Annotated in this window: 19 protein-coding genes and 1 riboswitch; of the genes, 9 read left to right on the top strand and 10 right to left on the bottom strand. The window is 45.2% G+C overall.

What is annotated here, in order from left to right:
* Position 1: 1 nt before the first annotated feature.
* Positions 2-1,519, bottom strand: coding sequence for a class I adenylate-forming enzyme family protein (locus ACYX4O_RS06690; RefSeq protein ID WP_476355700.1), 1,518 nt, complete (start codon positions 1,517-1,519; stop codon positions 2-4).
* 286 nt (positions 1,520-1,805) lie between these two features.
* On the opposite strand from ACYX4O_RS06690, the gene ACYX4O_RS06685 reads away from it, so the two are divergent.
* On the top strand, positions 1,806-2,312 hold the full coding sequence (locus tag ACYX4O_RS06685) for a hypothetical protein (protein ID WP_476355698.1): 507 nt from the start codon (positions 1,806-1,808) through the stop codon (positions 2,310-2,312).
* 80 nt (positions 2,313-2,392) lie between these two features.
* Here the strand turns inward: ACYX4O_RS06685 and ACYX4O_RS06680 are convergent, their stop codons facing one another.
* The 7 genes from ACYX4O_RS06680 to hpaI form a co-directional block, all read right to left on the bottom strand.
* Positions 2,393-2,707, bottom strand: coding sequence for a hypothetical protein (locus ACYX4O_RS06680; RefSeq protein ID WP_476355697.1), 315 nt, complete (start codon positions 2,705-2,707; stop codon positions 2,393-2,395).
* A gap of 59 nt (positions 2,708-2,766) precedes the next feature.
* Positions 2,767-3,228, bottom strand: a complete 462-nt coding sequence (locus ACYX4O_RS06675) for a flavin reductase family protein (RefSeq protein ID WP_345240886.1) — start codon at positions 3,226-3,228, stop codon at positions 2,767-2,769.
* A gap of 9 nt (positions 3,229-3,237) precedes the next feature.
* Entirely contained in the window at positions 3,238-4,674 is a 1,437-nt protein-coding gene (locus ACYX4O_RS06670) for an aldehyde dehydrogenase family protein (RefSeq protein WP_476357028.1), read from the bottom strand.
* A 536-nt stretch (positions 4,675-5,210) separates the two neighbouring features.
* The gene (hpaD, locus tag ACYX4O_RS06665; RefSeq protein WP_476355695.1) at positions 5,211-6,191 is read right to left on the bottom strand and encodes a 3,4-dihydroxyphenylacetate 2,3-dioxygenase; all 981 of its coding nucleotides are present in this window, start codon (positions 6,189-6,191) and stop codon (positions 5,211-5,213) included.
* Between the two features lie 12 nt (positions 6,192-6,203).
* On the bottom strand, positions 6,204-7,679 hold the full coding sequence (gene hpaB / locus ACYX4O_RS06660) for a 4-hydroxyphenylacetate 3-monooxygenase, oxygenase component (RefSeq protein ID WP_476355693.1): 1,476 nt from the start codon (positions 7,677-7,679) through the stop codon (positions 6,204-6,206).
* Positions 7,680-7,691: 12 nt separating this feature from the next.
* Complete coding sequence (gene hpaE / locus ACYX4O_RS06655; RefSeq protein ID WP_476357026.1) at positions 7,692-9,185, bottom strand: 5-carboxymethyl-2-hydroxymuconate semialdehyde dehydrogenase; 1,494 nt, start codon at positions 9,183-9,185, stop codon at positions 7,692-7,694.
* A gap of 78 nt (positions 9,186-9,263) precedes the next feature.
* Positions 9,264-10,187 (bottom strand): 2,4-dihydroxyhept-2-ene-1,7-dioic acid aldolase, encoded by a 924-nt coding sequence (gene hpaI / locus ACYX4O_RS06650; protein ID WP_476355691.1) that lies wholly within the window; start codon positions 10,185-10,187, stop codon positions 9,264-9,266.
* 148 nt (positions 10,188-10,335) lie between these two features.
* On the opposite strand from hpaI, the gene ACYX4O_RS06645 reads away from it, so the two are divergent.
* From ACYX4O_RS06645 to ACYX4O_RS06630, 4 genes are all read left to right on the top strand, one after another.
* Positions 10,336-11,232, top strand: a complete 897-nt coding sequence (locus ACYX4O_RS06645) for a LysR family transcriptional regulator (RefSeq protein WP_476355689.1) — start codon at positions 10,336-10,338, stop codon at positions 11,230-11,232.
* A gap of 75 nt (positions 11,233-11,307) precedes the next feature.
* Entirely contained in the window at positions 11,308-12,084 is a 777-nt protein-coding gene (locus ACYX4O_RS06640; protein ID WP_476355687.1) for a fumarylacetoacetate hydrolase family protein, read from the top strand.
* On the top strand, positions 12,081-12,839 hold the full coding sequence (locus ACYX4O_RS06635; RefSeq protein ID WP_476355685.1) for a fumarylacetoacetate hydrolase family protein: 759 nt from the start codon (positions 12,081-12,083) through the stop codon (positions 12,837-12,839). Before ACYX4O_RS06640 ends, ACYX4O_RS06635 begins: the two co-directional genes overlap by 4 nt.
* Positions 12,840-12,854: 15 nt before the next feature.
* A complete protein-coding gene (locus ACYX4O_RS06630; protein WP_476355683.1) occupies positions 12,855-13,232 on the top strand; it encodes a 5-carboxymethyl-2-hydroxymuconate Delta-isomerase in 378 nt (125 codons plus the stop codon).
* A 330-nt stretch (positions 13,233-13,562) separates the two neighbouring features.
* Here ACYX4O_RS06630 and ACYX4O_RS06625 read toward each other — a convergent pair whose 3' ends face one another.
* Together ACYX4O_RS06625 and ACYX4O_RS06620 are read right to left on the bottom strand one after the other, a co-directional pair.
* Positions 13,563-14,924, bottom strand: a complete 1,362-nt coding sequence (locus ACYX4O_RS06625; RefSeq protein WP_476355681.1) for a DUF711 family protein — start codon at positions 14,922-14,924, stop codon at positions 13,563-13,565.
* A gap of 12 nt (positions 14,925-14,936) precedes the next feature.
* The gene (locus ACYX4O_RS06620; protein WP_476355679.1) at positions 14,937-15,212 is read right to left on the bottom strand and encodes an ACT domain-containing protein; all 276 of its coding nucleotides are present in this window, start codon (positions 15,210-15,212) and stop codon (positions 14,937-14,939) included.
* A 95-nt stretch (positions 15,213-15,307) separates the two neighbouring features.
* Positions 15,308-15,386, bottom strand: a riboswitch (glycine riboswitch).
* Positions 15,387-15,561: 175 nt separating this feature from the next.
* On the opposite strand from ACYX4O_RS06620, the gene ACYX4O_RS06615 reads away from it, so the two are divergent.
* From ACYX4O_RS06615 to ACYX4O_RS06600, 4 genes are read left to right on the top strand one after another with little or no spacing between them, the layout of a single operon-like run.
* Positions 15,562-17,097 carry a spore germination protein gene (locus ACYX4O_RS06615; protein WP_476355677.1) on the top strand — a complete coding sequence of 512 codons (1,536 nt, stop codon included), beginning with the start codon at positions 15,562-15,564 and terminating at the stop codon, positions 17,095-17,097.
* The gene (locus tag ACYX4O_RS06610; RefSeq protein ID WP_476355675.1) at positions 17,094-18,320 is read left to right on the top strand and encodes a Ger(x)C family spore germination protein; all 1,227 of its coding nucleotides are present in this window, start codon (positions 17,094-17,096) and stop codon (positions 18,318-18,320) included. Before ACYX4O_RS06615 ends, ACYX4O_RS06610 begins: the two co-directional genes overlap by 4 nt.
* Positions 18,301-18,474, top strand: a complete 174-nt coding sequence (locus ACYX4O_RS06605) for a hypothetical protein (protein WP_476355673.1) — start codon at positions 18,301-18,303, stop codon at positions 18,472-18,474. Before ACYX4O_RS06610 ends, ACYX4O_RS06605 begins: the two co-directional genes overlap by 20 nt.
* On the top strand, positions 18,471-19,553 hold the full coding sequence (locus ACYX4O_RS06600; RefSeq protein WP_476355671.1) for a GerAB/ArcD/ProY family transporter: 1,083 nt from the start codon (positions 18,471-18,473) through the stop codon (positions 19,551-19,553). Before ACYX4O_RS06605 ends, ACYX4O_RS06600 begins: the two co-directional genes overlap by 4 nt.
* Positions 19,554-19,629: the final 76 nt, after the last annotated feature.

The raw sequence follows: 19,629 nt of genomic DNA, 5'->3' as shown, positions 1-19,629 counted from the left end.
GTTAAACCTCCTTCACGACTTCGGATTGGCGTAACTGATGCTTCAAAAGCTTACCCGTCGCATTCCGAGGTAGCGCTTCCAAAAATTCATAAACTCGAGGGACCTTATAATCTGCAACCTTCCCTTTCAGAAAAGAAGACAATTCTTCTGAAGAAGTCTCACCCTTTTGTGACACCACAAAAGCTTTCACTGTCTCGCCCCAGTCCGGATGAGGCATTCCCACGACAGCAACTTCTGCAACAGCTGGATGTGTTTGAAGCACTTCTTCAACTTCTTTTGGAAAAATATTCACCCCTCCGGAGATGATCATATCCTTCTTCCGATCGATGACCCAGAAGAACCCGTCCTCATCACGCTTCCCAATGTCGCCTGTATAGAGCCAACCATTACGAAGAACTTCGTGCGTCTTCTCAGGATCTTTATAGTAGCCTTTCATAACCCCTTCGCCTCTCAGCACAATCTCGCCGACTTCACCAGGTGGGGCGGGCTGTCCGTTTTCATCCACAAGATCGATTTCACTATTTAAGGCTGGACGATTTCCTATACTACCTGCCTTCAGGTCATGCTCTTCCGGTAATAAAAGCGTTCCATTTGGACCCGCTTCGGTTAATCCGTATACGCACATGAGCCGGTCGGTTTGAAACTGTTCTTTCACAAACTTTACTTCCTCCCTACCAAGCGGGGCTCCCCCGTATACCCAATACTGCATGGAGCTTAAGTCGTATTCTTTTACGTTAGGATGTTTGGCTGTTAATAGATAAGCGACTGGTGCGCCGAAGAAGTGTGTGACGTGTTCCTTTGAAACAAGATCAAGGAGTAAATCTGGGGTGAAGGTTGGTGCTAGGATGTGTGTAGCTCCGACGTAAGTCGTTGACATCATAAATAAGTGGAGAGGGGCAGAGTGGCTAAGTGGCATCATGTGCAGCACGCGACTACCGGGCTCCATTTTCATTTCAATCGCCATCATAGTAGCAACGGTTTGGATATTGCGGTTTGTGAACAAAACACCTTTTGGTTTACCGGTCGTACCAGATGTATAGAGGAGTGCGACTTCATCGTCTTCTGTTGTTGTTGAGGTTCGAGGTGTATCAGGAGAATCCTTCATAAGTGAGTCCATCGAACGCCATCCGTCATCGGCGCCTCCTGTTTTGACACAAATAAGATTGGAGTCAGCAAGCGGCGCAACTTGAGGGAAAAGTAGTTCATGTGTGAGAAATGCTTTGGCATCACTATGCTCGACAATATAAAGGATTTCATCATAGGCGAGCTTGGCATTGATCGGGACGATGACTGCATCGAGTCGCTGTACGGCGAAGTAGCTATACAAAAATTCTTCTGTATTTGGCATATGAAGAACAACCTTATCCCCGGGGCCAACGCCTAAGGTAGCAAGTCCATTCGCCAATAGGTTTACCTTCACGTCCCATTCTTCATATGTCACTCGGTTTCCATTTGACACAATCGCTTCTTGATCAGGGCTTCTACGTGCTTGCATGGCTAACAGTTGTGATCCATTCATTTCGTTTCCTCCTTTTAATGGTGTACCTTAACGCGAAACGCGCCTAACACTCATCATCTCACTATGCATCAAATCTTACTCCTTGATTTGGCCGCTCCCCCTCCCTTACCGACACATTCATGTTCATCGTTTACCATTTACGTTACCGCCCCCTCCATTTCCTTTTTTTAGAGGGATTTATTTTGAATAATAGACAGATTTGTTTCATAATAAGGACATCCACTTGTAATTTATGGAATTAAAGGGCGGGCGTTGGAAGAGATTTAGTAACGGAAGGTGGGGTACTTTGAAGAAATTATTTATAATCATCGGCGGGATAGCTGCTTGTTTAGTTCTTTTTCTAGGAGGTTATTTCGTTGGAACAGTTACTCATAAGGAGGTATCCAGGGAGATCCGCTTTGGCTATCAACACGAGTCGCAAGAGAACCGCGTGGACTACCCTCATGTGTTTACAAATGCAGAGAACCAGACAATCGTAGATAACTTAATGATGATGTACATAGATAAAGAAAAAATCAATACCGCTGACGTGGATGTAGAGCACCCTGATCTTTATATGAGTGTAGCAAATCCAGAGCATTCTATTATTTTGATTATGGCTCGGATCTGGTTTACAAATGACGGGGCGATTGTTGGAGAACGACGAGGAGAAAACTGGGAAGAGGTACAATTTTATAGAATTGCTGAGGGGGATGTCCAGTACATAAAGGATTTAATAGGGTATGAGGGTTTTGAAAAAGATACAAAAGAGTTTAGTAGAAAAGACATTCAAGTTGGTATGATAGTGAGTTGAGTCCAGATTTTAAGGGAAAACACCTCATTCCTGATTAATCCTTTAGAAAGACCGGACATAGGAATGAATTATCTCCCCCCTTACTCGCTATGAAACTCCTCATAACCAAGAAAGTAAATCATTAACCCGACATAATAAACGAGACTTACAAGGAACAAATTCCTCACTTCGAGTAATGTACATAACACACAAAAACAGAATCCTCCCAGCAATAGCGGTATAATCGCAATTCTTGTAGTCTTATTTAAGATTAGAATCCCAAAAATAGTTACGAACACAAACCCTGCCATTACAATAACAATAATAGGAGTCCATTCTACATCGGTAGACATTACGACAGAAATCGTCCCCCCCACCAACAAAACCCATAACATAGCGAAAATCATCTGCCGCACCATAACCCCTCCTATGTATCAAAAAAACACGCCACTCAAAGTGACGTGTCTGTTTATTATTATTCTGTAATCTTGCAATACTTTCCTTGATAATATCCAAGCGGAATCCCGTCTTTAATACTTAAGTTCTTCACTTCACCGATATAGATGGTGTGGTCTCCTGCTTCGTGGCTATCGTAAAGGCTACAAGCGATGTTCACAAGCGAATCTTTGATTGCTGGCTGTTCTTCAAAGCGGTCAAAGGTAAGCTCCCACTTTTCTTTTACCATTCCAGCAAAATAGTTCGACATATCTTCTTGTTCATTAGAAAGGATATTCACTACAAATTGGCCTGACTCTTTAATGTACTCATGCATTCTAGCTTTCTTCGCCACAGATACAGCGATTAGTTTCGGATCCATTGAAACAGACATAAATGCATTGGCCGTCATGCCGCGCACTTCATCATCCGTTTCTGTTGTGACAACAGTGACTCCTGTTGCGAATTTACTCATTGCGGTCTTAAACATGCGATCGTCCATCAAAACACCTCATTTATTTTTATTAACTATAATTAGCTTCATCTCTGTCATTTCGTCAACGGAGTACCGAATTCCTTCCCTTCCCGTACCACTTTCTTTCACACCCCCATAAGGCATGTGGTCAACACGGTATGTCGGAATGTCATTGATTAGTACACCACCTACATGAAGTTGATCCGCTGCTTCGAAGGCGTGGTGGATATTCGGTGTAAAAATACCTGCCTGAAGCCCATAGCGAGAGTCATTCACCGCCTTGATTCCTTCATCAATCGATTGAATGCGATTGATGACCACAACTGGCGCAAACACTTCGTTACAAGACACCTTCATATCTCGGTCCACATTCGTTAACACTGTCGGGCGCATCACTGTCCCCTCAACCGTTCCACCTGCTTCAAGCACAGCCCCACCGTCTACCGCTTCTTGCACCCAAGAAAGCGCGCGTTCTGTATCCTCTTTAGTTATTAAAGAGGAGAGGTCCGTAGCTGAATCGAGCGGGTTACCCCCTTTAAGCTTCTCCGTTTCTGCAACAAAGGCACGCAAAAACGCTTGATAGACAGCATCATGCACATAAATGCGTTGAATCGATATACACACTTGCCCCTGATAGGCAAACGCCCCCATCACGGCGCGCTTTGCTACATCTACTAGGTCCACCCCTTCATCAACAATAAGCGCTGCATTTGAACCAAGCTCAAGCGTCACTTTCTTTAGTCCCGCTTGGTTACGTATCCCAATTCCCGTCTCAGCACTACCCGTAAACGTAATCATCTTCACTCTCGAATCCTTTACAAGTCGGTCCCCTACAACACGCCCACTTCCTGTTACGACGTTACACGCACCCTTCGGAAGGCCTGCTTGTTCTAAAAGCTCAGCCAAAAAGAAGGCAGAGAGCGGCGTGGCGGATGCCGGCTTCAGCACCACTGAATTTCCTGCTGCAATCGCAGGCGCTACTTTATGAGCGACCAAGTTCATTGGGAAATTAAATGGCGTAATGGCCCCAATGACACCAATAGGCTCCCGCACTGTGTACCCGACACGATTCTCACCACCAGGCGCCGCATCCATCGGCAACGTCTCTCCGTAACGGTTACGAGCTTCCATCGCCGCAAACCTATACGTCTGTATCGTGCGCTTCACCTCAACCCGAGCCGCCTTAATCGGCTTCGCAGCTTCATTTGCAATAATCGCTGCCGCTTCATCTTGTCGTTCCTCAAATAAACGAGCAAGTCGATCAAGAACCCCCGCTCTCTCATGTGAAGAAAGAGCACGCATCAAATAAGCCGCCTCCTCAGCCGCCCCAATCGCCCGATCCACGTCCTCTACAGTTCCTTGTGGGATATCAGCTAATTTCTCTCCATTATAAGGAGAAAAAAGAGGAACATAACGCTCCCCCTCCACCCACTCACCGCCTATATATAGAAGTTTCTTAGTATACGTATTCAAAGTACCCACGAACCATTCCCCCTTGAATTCTTCACATAATTGTTCAATTAATGTTTGTCTTTCATATAAGTCCCTTTAAATGTAGACTTGGAATCACGTTGGATGTTTTGCAATAGTTAGAGAAACGTTTCCGTTAACTTGTATGGAGAGTAAGATGGTCCGGGAAACCACTCGCTTTCCGCGGGCGAGATGTCGAGCCTCCTCGGGCAAAAATCATGCCCTGCGGGGTCTCGTCTACCTCTTCTTCCCGCAGGAGTCTCGCAGTTTCCCGGACCATCTTTTCTATATTAGGAGTAACGGAAACGTACTAAATTTGGAGCAAGGGAGCTTATAAAACATTGAGCGTAGGTCCGTTCATCACCTTATCGTCAGGGCAGGCTTGGGGACTGCGAGACTCCCGCGGGAAAAGGAGCCTAGGGGAGACCCCACAGAGAGCGCAAGCGAACGAGGAGGCTTCCCAGCTCCCCGCAGGAAAGCGAGTTGTCCCCAAGCCTGCCCAAGCACTCATGTGGCAACGGACCTCCCCCCACAGCCGCCTATATAATGAAGGTTGGTTTCTTTTTCTTGAGCGTAGGCTCCTGGAGTGGGAGGGTCTTGCCTGTGTGCACATTCTGCACCAGCGAGGCCTCGTTGAACCAGCGATCAGGCGCTTCGTGTCCCCAGAAGGTCTGGCGCATTGGGTCATTAATATCCCAGCGGATTGGCTTAAAGTCTGGATCACTTGTTAAATAATCACCGTTATACAGCTCAATCCGGTGCCCATCTGGATCTCTCAAGTATAAGAAGAACGCATTCGACAATCCGTGTCGTCCTGGTCCTCGCTCGATGCTATCGACATAGCCCATTGAGGCGAGGACGTCGCAGGCGTGAATGAGACTAAGCTGGTCACTGAGCCAGAAGCCGATATGGTGAAGGCGCGGTCCGTCTCCGTTCATAAAGGCCACGTCGTGAACACTTGGCTTACGATGGAGCCAGGCGGCCCAGATCGCTTCGTCATCTGAGGAGGTGTACTCCGAACAACGGAAGCCAAGCTCTTCTGTGTAAAAGTCATACGCTTTTTGCACATCAGACACCATGCAGTTAAAGTGATCAATCCTCTGTACTCGAGCTCCGCGGTACTGATCATAGCGCTGTAGCATCCGGTCTACCGTATCCATTTTGGCGAAGAACTCTACGGGTATACCCGAGACGTCCTGAACTCGGAAGGAACGCCCAATCGCTTTTTGTGAACCTGCTTCCATCCACTTTACTTTGTAGCCTTTGCCGTCAAATACACTAGCAAGAGTATCAAGATCTTCCTCACGCATCATTTTGTAGCTGATGGCTTCGACGGAGGCCTCATCTCCTTTTTTCAACAGAAGACTGTGATGATTGTGTTCTTCTAAACCTCTGTAGTAAATATGCGTATCATCGGACTCTGTCTCCACAAAGCCGAGTGCTTCATAAAACGTACGTGACGCATCCAAATCAGTTACGTGTAAGACAGCACGAGCTGAACGAATAATATCAAATGTCATTTGGAACCCTCCTTATACGCCTGTGACGTTTGGCTTTTTCGAAGTGCTTTTATTAAGAAAATCCTGCACAAAGTCTTTGTACGGATCTTTGTCATACTGGTCAAAGTACGTCATGCCCATCTTAATCGGATCCCCAAAAAAGTAATACTCATAGTGAGCCTGGCGCGAACCGAAGGCACTAAGTGTTGCATCCCAGGCTAAACGGAACAGCTGGACACGTTCAAAACCATCAAGGTTCTTCCCTTGCATCGCGCGATTAATAATTGGACCGATCTCCTCATGCTGGAAGTCCGCTTCACTCGGGATGCCCATAAGTCCTGATGCCCCAAGAATGCGGAGGATCTCTGTGATGCGCGGGTAGATACGCGGATACCAGTTACGAGCTGCATTTAGCGCTTCAAAGTCTGGCGTCATCGTGCCCCATTTGTCTAACTTGGCGTTGTGTTCAGCTTTATAAAGATGCGACTTCATCGTTTCAAGAGTCAGCATTACTTCTGTCCCCTTGTCTTTCACGTGCTGGAACTGATCGATGCCAATTGCGTCCATTACCTGCAGGATAATACCAAGCAAGAACTCCGTTTTCACGACGTTCTTCGAAACGACCTGATGAGACATATGCACCACTGCACCCGTTTCAGCAAACGTACGGTTACAGATCGAAGAGTTCTCACAAACAAATACACGCTCCCAAGGAACGAAAACGTTTTCAAAAGAAACGATCGCGTCTCCCTCTTCAAACCTTGAGGATAATGGATGGTCCCACTCGTTCTTGCCGTAATCAAACGACTCACGACTTAGGAACTTTAAGCCTTCTGTGTTATTTGGTACAGCGAAAGCTAACGAATACGGATCATCTAGTTCACCAGACTTCTTCACCGTTGAAGGGAAAACGAGAATTTCATCCGTGATCCCGCCCTGAGTTGCCAAGAGGCGAATGCCATCGACGATAATACCGTCTTTTCTCTTCTCAACAAGGTGAAGAGCGTTATTAGCATCCTTCTGTTCGTGCTGGGCTTTCGCTCTGTTTACCTGTGGATGAATAAGCGTGTGGGTCAGGCTAATATCATTCTCACGGCAGTACTCATAGTAGTTACGCGCATTCTCAGCAAACATCGGATCGGCTTCAGCGAACAAATCCGTTGCGGTTCCCATCGCCATGACTTCAGCGTTCAAATAGTCAGGCGAGCGTCCCATCATGCCCCCTGTTGCTTTTGCCCATTCCGTAATCGCTTCTCGGCGCTTAATGAGATCCTCAATCGATTCAGGACGCATGAACGTCATACCGACTTTGTCCCCTGAAGTTGGAGATGTGTACAGCATTTTTTCTGGGTTTTCGTACTGAAGATCGTACAAGTGCGCCATTGATTTGACGACGTTTTTAAATGAAGGGTGCGTGGTCGGATCCTCGACCCGCTCCCCTCCGATGTAGACATTGTTTTTCGCCTTCCGAATTCTCTCAATATACTGATCCCCTGTTTTAGCTGGCATCGTGTCTCCCCCTTATTTCTTTTTTCCGAACTGTGGAATGTGGTGTTCCCCAAGCGCCACGTGAATGACTTGCTGTTCTGTGTAAAATTCAAACGCATAATAGCCACCTTCACGACCAATGCCGCTATGTTTTGAACCGCCAAATGGCGTACGCAGATCACGAACGTTTTGTGAATTCACCCAAAGCATTCCGGCGTCTACTGCCTGGGCAACGCGGTGACCTCGTTGAATATCTTTTGTCCAAACATAACCGGCTAAGCCGTACCGAATGTCATTGGCTTTCTCAACCACTTCTTCTTCATCCTTAAACGGAATGACGGTCATCACAGGACCAAAGATCTCTTCCTGAGCTATGCGCATTTTATTATCGGCTCCTAAAAGGAGGGTCGGTGCTACATAGTTACCGGTGCTGAAACTCTCCGGAACTTGGCCGCTGTAAACTTCGCACCCTTCTTCTTTTGCAATATCGAGATAACTCTTCACTCTGTTGTAGTGCGTCTTGTGAGCAAGAGGACCGACTTGTGTTCCTTCATCTAATGGATCGCCAACAATGATGTTGTCGACTCGCTCTTTCAGGGCAGCCACGAACGCATCATAAATCCCTTCGTGAATGAACAGACGAGAGTTCGCCGTACAACGCTCACCGTTAAAGGAGAAAATTCCCCACGTACACGCATCGAGCGCTCGGTCGAAATCAGCGTCATCAAACACAATAATCGGTGATTTGCCCCCAAGCTCCATCGAAAAGCGCTTCAGCGTATCGGCTCCGTTTCGCATAATTTCAGATCCCGTTGTCGTTTCGCCTGTAAAAGATATAAGCTGCACATCAGGGTGAGCAACGAGTGATGCTCCAGCCGTCTCACCGAAACCATGCACAACATTGAACACACCTTTTGGCAAACCGGCCTGGTCAATAATCTCCGCTAATCGGTTCGCTGTAAGCGGTGACCATTCAGCAGGTTTTAAAATAACCGTATTCCCTGTCGCAAGCGCCGGCGCAATCTTCCAAGTCTCAAGCATAAATGGTGCGTTCCACGGCGTGATCAGCCCTGCGACTCCGACTGGTTTATGAATGGTATAGTTTAAGAATTCGTCATCAACTGGATATGTGTCTCCAACTAAGCGAGACGAAACCATTTCAGCGTAGAAACGGAAATTCTGTGCCGCACGCGCGACCATTTTTTTCGTCTGGCTAATGGGAAGGCCTGTGTCGTATGATTCGAGTGGGGCAATCTCATGGATATGCTCATCGATTAAGTCAGCAATTTTGTAAATGTAGGCAAGACGCTCCTTCACTTTCATCTGACCCCATTCACCTTTGAACGCTGTCTTTGCAGCTAACACAGCCTCATCGATATCCGCGCTATCTCCTTCTGCAATATGATTAATGGTCTCATTCGTAAATGGATTGATATTCTCGAAGCTTTTCCCGCTTGATGCGGCAACAAATGAGCCGTTTATATATAAATTCACATCACGAACACTTTCTAAAATGTCTTTCACCATTTGCGTTTTATCTTGTAACTGATTACTCAACGTTTAGACCTCCTTTTTGTAAACGCTTTCTTATAATGATAAAAAAAATTACTTCAAACCGATTCCATCAGCGATTTCTACATAATTTGAAAGGACTGACCGGATCTCATCTTGCAAGGTACCTGTTGGTAAATCCATCGGCAGACGAAGGTCGGGATTGATCTTGCCCATCATACCGAGCGCCGCTTTCAGTGGAGCTGGGTTCGTATCTTTAAAGAGCACGTCATTAAGAGGCATGAGATCATAATGGAGATCCTGCGCTCGCTTCACGTCCCCTTCTACCCACGCATCATAAATTTCTGCTACTTTATCAGGCACGACGTTTGCGGTTGCGCTAATGTGACCGGCCCCACCAATGGCAAGCATCGGATAGCAAAGAAGTTCAATTCCTGAATAAAGTAGGAAATCACGACCACAGTTCAATAACACGCGGTTAATGTGCTCAAAATCTTTGTTCGATTCTTTCACTCCAATGATGTTTTCACAGTCTTGACTAAGTTTTGCTAATGTGCTGACATCAAGGTTCGTTGCTGTGCGTCCAGGGATGTTGTAAATTATAATAGGAAGATCTACAGAGTCCGCCACTGCTTTAAAGTGCTTATAAAGCGCATGTTGGGATGGCTTATTGTAGTAAGGGACGATCACGAGCGCCGCATCTGCTCCGATTTCCTCAGCTTTCTTTGTCAGGTACAAGGTTTCCTGGTGATTTGTGGACCCTGTCCCTGGTACAAAAGGAACCCGCCCGTTAATGGCTTTATGAGCCTCTTTCATGACGTCAACCCGCTCTTCAACGGTTAAAGAACTCGGCTCCCCCGTCGTTCCCGTAACAGAGATTGCGTGTGTTCCACTTGCAATATGCCAATGGATCAGCTTTCTGAAGGCTTCAAAATCAATAGAATAGTCTTTTTGGAAAGGGGTTACAATCGGTGCTATTGACCCCCGTAGTCTTTGTTTCGCTTCTTGAATATTCATTTACAAAAACTCCTTTCTTACCCGAAAAGATTTTATATTTTTCTGAAATATTTGTCATTTTAACGATAGCATGTGCTACGATAGATTTAAAATATCTAAAAAGTCTTCTTTTCATATTAATAAGATATATAGAATAGGAGTTGAACCGATGGATATTCGTCAGCTACGCTACTTTTATGTCATTGCCCAGGAACGTCAAATCACTCGTGCAGCCAAGCGTCTTCATATCGCTCAGCCCCCTCTCAGTCAGCAGCTCAAACAACTAGAAGCAGAACTTGAAGTAAGCCTCGTCGAACGAAACGGGCGAACCCTTGAGCTAACAGAAGCCGGGAAGGTGCTCTATCAACGAGCTGAGAAGATTCTTCACGAGATGGATGACCTCGTTACTGAAGTGAAGGAAACGGGCGTCGGCATTCGTGGCACACTTTCACTTGGATCTGTGAAATCATGCTTTCCCTATCTCCCATCCAAACTAAAATCCTTCCGTGATGAGCACCCCCTTCTTCGTTATAAACTCCAGGAAGGTGATACATCCTCTTTATCCGAAAGCATACGGAACAGAGAGATCGAGCTTGCGATCGTTCGACTCCCTGTCGACAGCGAGGACTTCTCAATGATCCATTTGCCAACCGAACCCTACGTCCTTGTCGTGCCTGATGGTTGGACTGAATTTGCAGCGGGGCGGACGAGCGTCTCTATGCGTGAACTAGAAGAAATCCCTCTTTTATTGCTACATAGGCTGAGTGGTGTTGGGCAATTTGAAATGATTTTGGAAGAATGCCGCCAACACGGATTTGAACCAACTGTTATTTGCGAATGCCCCGACGTAACGATGCTCCTCTCCCTTGTCTCGGCTCAAGTCGGAGCGACCATTGTGCCGCAAGCATCGTTAAAAGACAGACATGACCCAGGCCTCCGCGTCATCACGATTCAGGACGCGAGAATTCAGGCTGAGCCAGCCATTGTATGGATGAAGGAACGCTTCCTATCTGTGGCCGCACGAAAGTTTATTGACCAATTCGAACCTATTGAAAGTCTCCAGTAGAAAAGATTTGAATTTTTAGAATCTTTATGTTTATGATAGACGTGATTCGAATTCGGCTTGAAGGAGGAAATCCTGATGAAGAAAGCAACAGTCCAATTAAGTGGTGTACCACAAGCAAAAGAAATGAAGATTGATCCAGCTAAAGGCACACTCTCTGATGGCGACGGTTCGCTGCGACTAGACTTCCCTTTATCCGGCAACGTCTACGGAACCGCTATGAACTACAAAGGGAATTTAGATCAATTTGGTCAATCTCTCTACGAACCCCCGTACCAAAAGCCACCAGAAGCACCCGTTTTATATATGAAACCACGTAATACATTTACAGGCCCAGAAACAGCGATTACGATTCCAGACGGTGAAACGGAAGTGGAAATTGGAGCTGCCCTTGCGATCGTATTTGGCCACACAGCTAGTAAAGTGCATGAAAAAAACGCCCTTGATTTTGTAAGCGGATACACAATTGTAAACGACATTTCTCTTCCTCACGAGAGCATCCACAGGCCTGCCATTAAAGAGAAAACTCAAGACGGTTTCTGCGCAGCAGGTCCCTGGATTGTAAATGCAGATGAAGTGGTGAATCCAGATGAACTCGGTATCCGTATTTATATCAACGGCGCCCTGCGTCAGGAACACTCCACGTCCGAATTAGTTCGACCTATTAGAAAACTTATAGCGGACGTGAGCTCCTTTATGACGTTCTATAAAGGCGATACGCTACTCGTTGGCCTGCCACCAGGCGCACCACGCGTCCAGTCAGGTGATGAAGTCCGCATCCAAATCGATGAGATCGGCGCACTTACCAACCATTTTGTTTCAGAACGTTCCTATGTGAAGGAGGGCAACCGATGAAGAGAGCACGTGTAAGTTACAAAGGAAATATATACGGGGCAATTGTTGAGGGTGATCAACTCTTATTAGAGTCTGGCCAAACCGTGCACGAATCAGAAGTCACCTGGCTCCCACCTCTTGAAGCCGGCACCATTTTTGCCCTTGGCCTGAACTTCGCTGACCACGCATCAGAACTCGCTTTCAACGCACCCAAGGAACCCCTGGTCTTTTTAAAAGGACCAAATACCCTCATCGGCCATTATGGTGAGACGCCTCGCCCAACTGGTGTGACACATATGCACTATGAATGTGAGCTGGCCGTTGTCATAGGACGTCAGGGAAAAAACATCACAAAAGAAGAGGCATACGATTATGTAGCCGGCTACACGATCGCAAACGATTATGCTTTCCGAGATTACCTAGAAAATTACTACCGTCCGAACTTCCGCGTAAAAAACCGGGACAACTGTACGCCAATCGGACCTTGGATTATGGATAAAGATGATGTGGGCGACCCTATGAACCTTGCTCTCCGAACGTATGTAAACGGCACTCTTGAGCAAGAAGGAAGCACAAAGGATATGATTTTCTCTGTTCCGTATCTTATTGAATATCTAAGTAGCTTCATGACACTTAACGAAGGCGATGTGATTCTAACCGGCACACCAAAGGGTCCTACTAAAGTAAACGTCGGTGATGAAGTTGTTACAGAAATTGAGGGGATCGGCCGTTTAGCGAATATGATTATTGAAGAACAGCCCGCTCCAATATCCTAAAGGAGGAATGACCCATTGCCTCATATCATTGTGGAGTACACCGATAATTTAGTCGATTTTGACTTCCCTTCCCTATTGAAGAAGTTGAACCTGGTATTAGTGGAATCTCCCCACTTTCCAACAGGGGGGATCCGCTCTCGAGCTGTGAAGCTAACAGACTACGTAGTCGCAGACGGAACGGAAGACGATTCTTTCGTTCATATTGAATTAAAAGTGGGAGCAGGTCGCAGTGAGGAAATTTTGAAAGAGACAAGTGAAGCTTTATTTGCAGTAGCCGAATCGTTCTTTAGCGATTGTTTTAAAGATCACTATCTAGCTCTATCGCTTGAGGTGACGGAATTTAACTTCCCTACTCAAAAGAAAAATAATATTCATAACCGGTATACAGGCTGAGCGTTCAGCCTGTTTTTTTGTGGGTTTTAGTTGAGAGAGCTTTGAGGCTAGTTAAATGATTTCGTACTTGAGCCGTTGGTATGCTTTTCGAGTCGTAGCGCCTTTACTTAAGCCGTTCGCACTCTACTTACGCCGTCGCTCCCCCTCTCGAGCTGTCATTTTCATCTTTTGGGCCGTCTTTGTTCTAGCTTAGGCCGTGGGTGCTCGCTTTCAAGCCGCGGTGTCTCTTCTTACGCCGTGATCCTCTCTTTTAAGCCGTCGCACGTCTCCCTCTCGCCCCAAACAAAAAACTGCCCAAACCAAGTTTGGGCAGTCTACATATCGATATTTTTAGTTAATCAAAGCCTGCAACGGAGCTGGAATGCGACCGCCTCGGTTCACGAAGCCCTCGCTGCTGTATGGATTCACACCCATAACAGGAGCGCGGCCAAGGAGTCCGCCGAATTCGATCATTTCGCCTTCTTCTTTTCCTGGAACCGGAATGACGCGTACGGCTGTTGTTTTCTTGTTAATCATACCGATAGCTGCTTCGTCGGCGATAATGCCGGATAAGGTTGCGGGACTTGCGTCACCGGTTAGGGCGATCATATCAAGACCTACGGAACAGACGCATGTCATCGCTTCAAGTTTTGATAGGGAAAGGGATCCTTCTGTTACCCCTTCGATCATACCTTCATCTTCACTAACCGGAATAAATGCACCGCTTAATCCGCCTACATAGGAGCTTGCCATGGCGCCACCTTTTTTCACAGCGTCATTCATAAGAGCAAGCGCCGCAATTGTGCCGTGTGTACCAACGCGTTCAAGGCCGATCTCTTCTAATATGCGAGCGACACTGTCGTTTAGCGCGTTCGTTGGCGCAAGGGAAAGGTCAAGAATGCCGAATGGAACACCGATTCGTTCGGCTACCTGGCGTCCAACAAGTTCACCAGCGCGAGTAATTTTGAAGACAGTATTTTTAATAACTTCAGATACTTCACCAAGATCCGCTTCTGGGTAACGCTTCAGCGCACTCAATACTACACCAGGACCACTAACGCCGACGTTTAGGACCGCTTCGCCCTCACCTGTTCCGTGGAAAGCACCGGCCATGAACGGATTGTCTTCTACTGGGTTACTGAACACCACAAGCTTCGCACAGGCAATTCCGTTTTGATCCTTTGTGCGCTCTGCTGCATCACTGATCACGTGACCCATTTGTTTCACAACATCCATGTTGATACCTGTACGAGTAGTCGCTACAGACACAGAACCACAGACACGTTCAGTCACACTTAAGGCTTCAGGAAGAGAATCAATTAGAGTTTGATCTCCTTTTGTGACCCCTTTATGAGTAAGAGCGGAATAGCCGCCAATAAAATCAACGCCAAGATCTTTCGCTGCTTGGTCTAGCGTTTTTGCAACTTCAACGGCTTCAGCCACAGTTGCATTGCCAAGAATTTCAGATACAGGCGTGATTGATATACGTTTATTGATGATTGGTACACCGTACTCTTTTTCAACTTGCTCAGCAACAGTTGTTAAGTCTTTTGCGTATGTCGTAATTTTGTTGTAGACATTTTCTTTTAACTTCTCAATATCTGAATCGGCACAGTCACGAAGGCTGATTCCGATGGTAACCGTACGGATATCGAGGTTCTCCATTTGAACCATGCGGATGGTTTCTGTTATTTCGTTAAATGCAATATTCATGGGGAGCCCTCCTTAAATGCGGTGCATAGACTGGAAAACTTCTTCTAGCTGCAGACTAATTTGCACGCTTAAGTTCTCGCCAGTTTCTTGTAGTACTTTTCTGATTGTATCTAGATCATGCGCTTCTTTCACATCGATAATCATAATCATTGTGAAGTATTCTTCCACAATCGTTTGGCTGATATCGAGCACGTTCAATTTATATTCTGCGAGTACGTTTGTCACGTTCGCGATGATTCCAACTTGGTCTTTTCCGATGACGCTTACTACTGCTTTACGTTTTTCCATGATGATCCACCTCTGCCTATATTTTCTATGAACAAAAAAAGAGATCAGCTCTCGCCGACCTCAGACAAACGTACCCATACACGTATTCTGTATGTAAGTTCGTTCCTGTCCGGTTGCCTGAGATCATGAACCCTTCGGCGTCGCTTTACTAGCGATCTCTCCAGGATTGGCTCCAGTTATAGTGTTACCCATAAATTTCACAGCCACTATTCTTTTGAATAAATGTAATGGTATCAATATGCGTATCAATGGTCAAGGATGATGTTTCCTTTATCCCGTTAGTGACGCCCCTCTTTTTTTAAACGCATAAAGCCAAACATTCGATTCATACTAACGATAGGTGATTTATATGAGTCCACGTATAAGGAAAACGAAATCTCGTTCGAATGATTCAACTGTTCATGCGCCTGAACCCTATAATGCTAGCTCTCTTTTTAAAGATGTAACGAAAAATCTCCAGCATATTACTTCAATTTTTGATGATAGTCCAGAACTGTGTACAAAAGTACTGGATCAGTCGCCTGTCCCGCTTGCTATGCTCTACCTACATACGCTCGCTGACGAGAGTAAAGTAGAAGAGAATATTTTAAAGCCTTTATTGGAATGGGAAAAAGAAGGCATTGACACTCAAAAAAACCTGGAGTCTATGAAGAAAGGCCTCAATAGCGCATCAGAAATCAAGGAAGAAACGACGTTTAAAGGCGTTACAGAAGCATTGTTGACAGGGCATGTCATTCTTTTTATTCAAGATTGTGATCTGGCACTTGTCATTACAGTTGAACAAACTGACTATTTTCGAAAAGTAGAAGAATCAAAAGTACAGACCCTTGTTCGAGGGCCACGAGAAGGGTTTGTGGAAGATATAGATACCAACATGGCTCTCATTCGAAGGAGAACGCGCACGCCTAAACTCTCATTCCAACAACACTGTGTTGGCAAGGATACACGGACAAAGGTGTACGTGACGTATGTTCGCGGTCTGGTTGATCAACAAGTGTTGGACACATTAACGAAACGAATCGAACAAGTCGATACCGATAAGATACTAGAGAGCGGTATGCTAGAAGAGCTAATTGTTGACCCAAAATACACTCCATTTCCCACCATGAAAGCTACGGAACGACCAGACATTGTAGCTGGAGAAATTCTGGATGGGAAGATTGCAATCGTTGTTGATGGCACGCCTTTTGTTTTAATCGCCCCTGTTACATTTACATCATTCTTTCAAATTGCTGAAGATTACTATGAAAAATTTGATCTCGCCACCTTTATTAGAGGTATTCGATTGTTAGCTTTTTGTATATCTCTGGCATTACCAGCTGGTTATATTGCTGTCACCACGTTTCATGCTGAACTGTTAGAAACCAATATTCTAATCAACTTAGCAGCTCAGCGAGAAGGAGTCCCGTTCCCTGCTTTTATGGAAGTTTTTATTATGGAAATTATCTTTGAATTATTGAGAGAAGCTGGCATTCGAATGCCACGGCCCATTGGGTCGGCAATCTCTATTGTTGGGGCACTCGTAATAGGAGAAGCAGCTGTAGCAGCAGGATTTATTTCAGCTGCCATGGTCATCATCGTTTCACTTACAGCAATATCGAGCTTCATCTCACCGTACTATGCCTTTAGTGGTGCTGCTCGTTTAATCCGCTTTCTGTTCATTTTATTTGCTGCAGCTGGAGGTTTTTTCGGAATGGTCGTCTTAATAATTGCCCTTGTTATTCATTTATCAAGTGTTACTAGTATAGGCAGGCCTTACTTATCCCCCATTTCTCCTTTTGAATGGAAAAAGTGGAAAGACGCTTTCTTTCGCTTTCCTATTGGATACGACAAATCTCAATGGTACCAGCTGCTTGTTAAATTAAAGAGGAGGATGAGCCGATGATTCGGAAATGGATTCAAACGCTTGGATTGCTTTGTTCATTGTTCTTCCTCTCTAGTTGTACAGGTGCTGAGGAATTAAACATCCAAGCCATTGTGACGGCTATTGGATTTGACGTTGGTAAGGATGGTGAAGTGGAGACCCATTTTCAAGTCGTGTATCCAGGCGGTGCTGCGATGAAACAAGGAAGTTCTCCAGAAGGCGGCTCCGGTAGCCCCGTCTATACGTATACTATTAGGGCTGACACGATGACGGAAACGGTAGATAAAGCAAGAAACCTTATTCCAAGAAAGCTATTCTTTCCCCATATTCAAGTTATTGTGTTAGGAGAACAGTTCGCAAAAGAAATCGGTTTCTCCTTTATTACGGATTATTTAGAGAGGGATAACGAAATCCGCGATGAGTTTATGGTATTCACCGCTAAAGAAGAGACAGCAGGAGAAATTCTATCTGTTTATACATCTCTCACCTCTAATCCAAGCCAAAGCATCGTGGACCGTGTAAACAAAACTGCCAGTCCGATGGGCCTAACAGAAGGAATTTTCATGGAAGACGTCATTCGATGGACATACGGGGAATACCGTGATCCGGTAACGATGGGTATTCAAAAAGCAACCCCTCAAGCTAATGCTTCATCAAAAAAAGCTTTAGAGAACATCCATGCGAATCAAAATGCATTTGACCTAACCGGCATTCCGCTTTATAAGCATGACAAACTCGTCGACTGGTTAACCATAAAACAGTCAAAAGGATGGGCTTTAATAGAAGATGAAGCGAAGGAAACCCTTTTTATTTCTGCCCCGTGCCCAGAAGAAGAGTCAGGCAACGTCGGTTTCTTATTGAAAGATTTACGTACTAAGAAAAAGGCAGCTATAAACGGAGAAGACATCGGGTTTCAAGTAAGTGTGAAAGGGCGAGGAATTGTAAGGGAAGTTACTTGTAAGGGAGCTATCGAAGACCCTGACTATTTGGCCAAGCTGAAAAACTCACTCTCTATTCAACTTAGCTCGTATATGAATGAAGCTTTTGAAAAAACTAAAGAAAATGAAGTAGATTCCTTTGGCTTCGGACAGTTCTTGTATAAAAACTACCCCAATAAATGGAAGGGACTAGAAAACCAATGGATGGATATCTATCTTTCGAGTACTTTTACATCCAATTTTGATATAGATGTATCAGGTGTTGGAACTAGGAGGAAAAGTGTGTATGAAGATCATCCAAAATAAAACGAGAATACGTATTGTAACGGGAGTTCTTTGGGTGTTTGCTATCAGCCTCTTTATTGGCTTTGAAATGGGCAAAAACCTATTCCCCATTACACAATGGATCGAAACCATTTATGAACCTATCTATATGATGTTATTTGGTTGTGTCTTATGAAGCATACACTAAGCCCAGGACAACTCTTTTTTCTAGTAGCTAACTTTACTATTGGGAGCTCGCTTTTACTTGCGCCTATTATTACAGGGGCAACGTCTATGGAGAATGCATGGCTATCCATGCTCATGGCGATAGGTGTTGGTTTCCTTTTACAACTCTTATTATTAGTCGTAATGAGGAAACGGAATTATGAATCGATCTTCTCTATCGTAGACCAAGCTTACGGGAGGTGGATCGGCACAGTAATCAATGTTCTTATTCTCATCTTCATCTTCCACTTATGTGCATTAGTTGTTGGAAACACGGATGATTTCATGGTGGTCATTAAGCCCGATACCAGTCCGACTGTCTATCAGGTGACGATGATAGGGTTAGCGATTTACTGCGCGTTGCATGGTTTGGGGAATTTAAATACTACCAACCAGGCACTTAGTATAGTCTTTTACTTTATCTTTATCTTTTCGATTATTATGCTTATCCCTCAAATCGATGTGGATAACTTCAAACCCTTTCTTTACGAAGGATGGAAGCCTGTCATTGAAGGAGGATACAATTCGCTTGGAGTTCCGTTCTTAGAGCTTACGCTTATAACAGGACTATTAACGTACGTTAATCAAAAGCAACATATCAGGCGATATTACTTGCTTGGTTTATTATTTGGAGGCGGGGTTCTCTTTTTCTTCGTTGCTGCATCCATCGGTGTAGAAGGGGCTTACCTAACGCAGCGAGAATCTTATCCAACCTACTCTCTCATGAGGGACATTCACGTAACAAAGGTTTTCGAGCGAATTGAGATTATTATAGGAATTGCTTGGATTTTCGTATTATTCGTCAAGATTACTACGCTGTTTATCTTGTTGTTATTAGGAGTACAGCACATCGCAAAGGCGGACGACTACAAAGCATTTATCCTCCCCCTTTCTCTGGCTATTTGGTGTTTAACGAACTTGTCACACGAAAACTTGATCGAAAACGCAAGCTTCACCTCAAAAAACTGGACACTTTACTCATTTACCCTTTACCTACTCATCCTCCTCTCCATCATCATAGCAGGACTTCGCAACAAACCAAACAACTAAAAACACTATACCGCTCTAGAGTAGTAAAGGGTGTCTGGCACCCGTTGATCCTTTAGAGTGTTGCAGGGTGTCTGGC

It is taken from the genome of Pontibacillus sp. ABV4_188, from assembly GCF_056311905.1.
This window is presented reverse-complemented; position numbering and strand designations above follow the sequence as displayed.

Excerpts from the sequence above, each read along its gene's own strand:
- ACYX4O_RS06690 (WP_476355700.1), bottom strand. The coding sequence starts at position 1,519 with ATGAATGGATCACAACTGTTAGCCATGCAAGCACGTAGAAGCCCTGAT.
- ACYX4O_RS06675 (WP_345240886.1), bottom strand. The coding sequence starts at position 3,228 with ATGGACGATCGCATGTTTAAGACCGCAATGAGTAAATTCGCAACAGGA.
- hpaD (WP_476355695.1), bottom strand. The coding sequence starts at position 6,191 with ATGACATTTGATATTATTCGTTCAGCTCGTGCTGTCTTACACGTAACT.
- hpaB (WP_476355693.1), bottom strand. The coding sequence starts at position 7,679 with ATGCCAGCTAAAACAGGGGATCAGTATATTGAGAGAATTCGGAAGGCG.
- hpaE (WP_476357026.1), bottom strand. The coding sequence starts at position 9,185 with ATGGTGAAAGACATTTTAGAAAGTGTTCGTGATGTGAATTTATATATA.
- hpaI (WP_476355691.1), bottom strand. The coding sequence starts at position 10,187 with ATGAATATTCAAGAAGCGAAACAAAGACTACGGGGGTCAATAGCACCG.
- ACYX4O_RS06645 (WP_476355689.1), top strand. The coding sequence starts at position 10,336 with ATGGATATTCGTCAGCTACGCTACTTTTATGTCATTGCCCAGGAACGT.
- ACYX4O_RS06640 (WP_476355687.1), top strand. The coding sequence starts at position 11,308 with ATGAAGAAAGCAACAGTCCAATTAAGTGGTGTACCACAAGCAAAAGAA.
- ACYX4O_RS06635 (WP_476355685.1), top strand. The coding sequence starts at position 12,081 with ATGAAGAGAGCACGTGTAAGTTACAAAGGAAATATATACGGGGCAATT.
- ACYX4O_RS06625 (WP_476355681.1), bottom strand. The coding sequence starts at position 14,924 with ATGAATATTGCATTTAACGAAATAACAGAAACCATCCGCATGGTTCAA.
- ACYX4O_RS06620 (WP_476355679.1), bottom strand. The coding sequence starts at position 15,212 with ATGGAAAAACGTAAAGCAGTAGTAAGCGTCATCGGAAAAGACCAAGTT.
- ACYX4O_RS06615 (WP_476355677.1), top strand. The coding sequence starts at position 15,562 with ATGAGTCCACGTATAAGGAAAACGAAATCTCGTTCGAATGATTCAACT.
- ACYX4O_RS06610 (WP_476355675.1), top strand. The coding sequence starts at position 17,094 with ATGATTCGGAAATGGATTCAAACGCTTGGATTGCTTTGTTCATTGTTC.
- ACYX4O_RS06605 (WP_476355673.1), top strand. The coding sequence starts at position 18,301 with ATGAAGATCATCCAAAATAAAACGAGAATACGTATTGTAACGGGAGTT.
- ACYX4O_RS06600 (WP_476355671.1), top strand. The coding sequence starts at position 18,471 with ATGAAGCATACACTAAGCCCAGGACAACTCTTTTTTCTAGTAGCTAAC.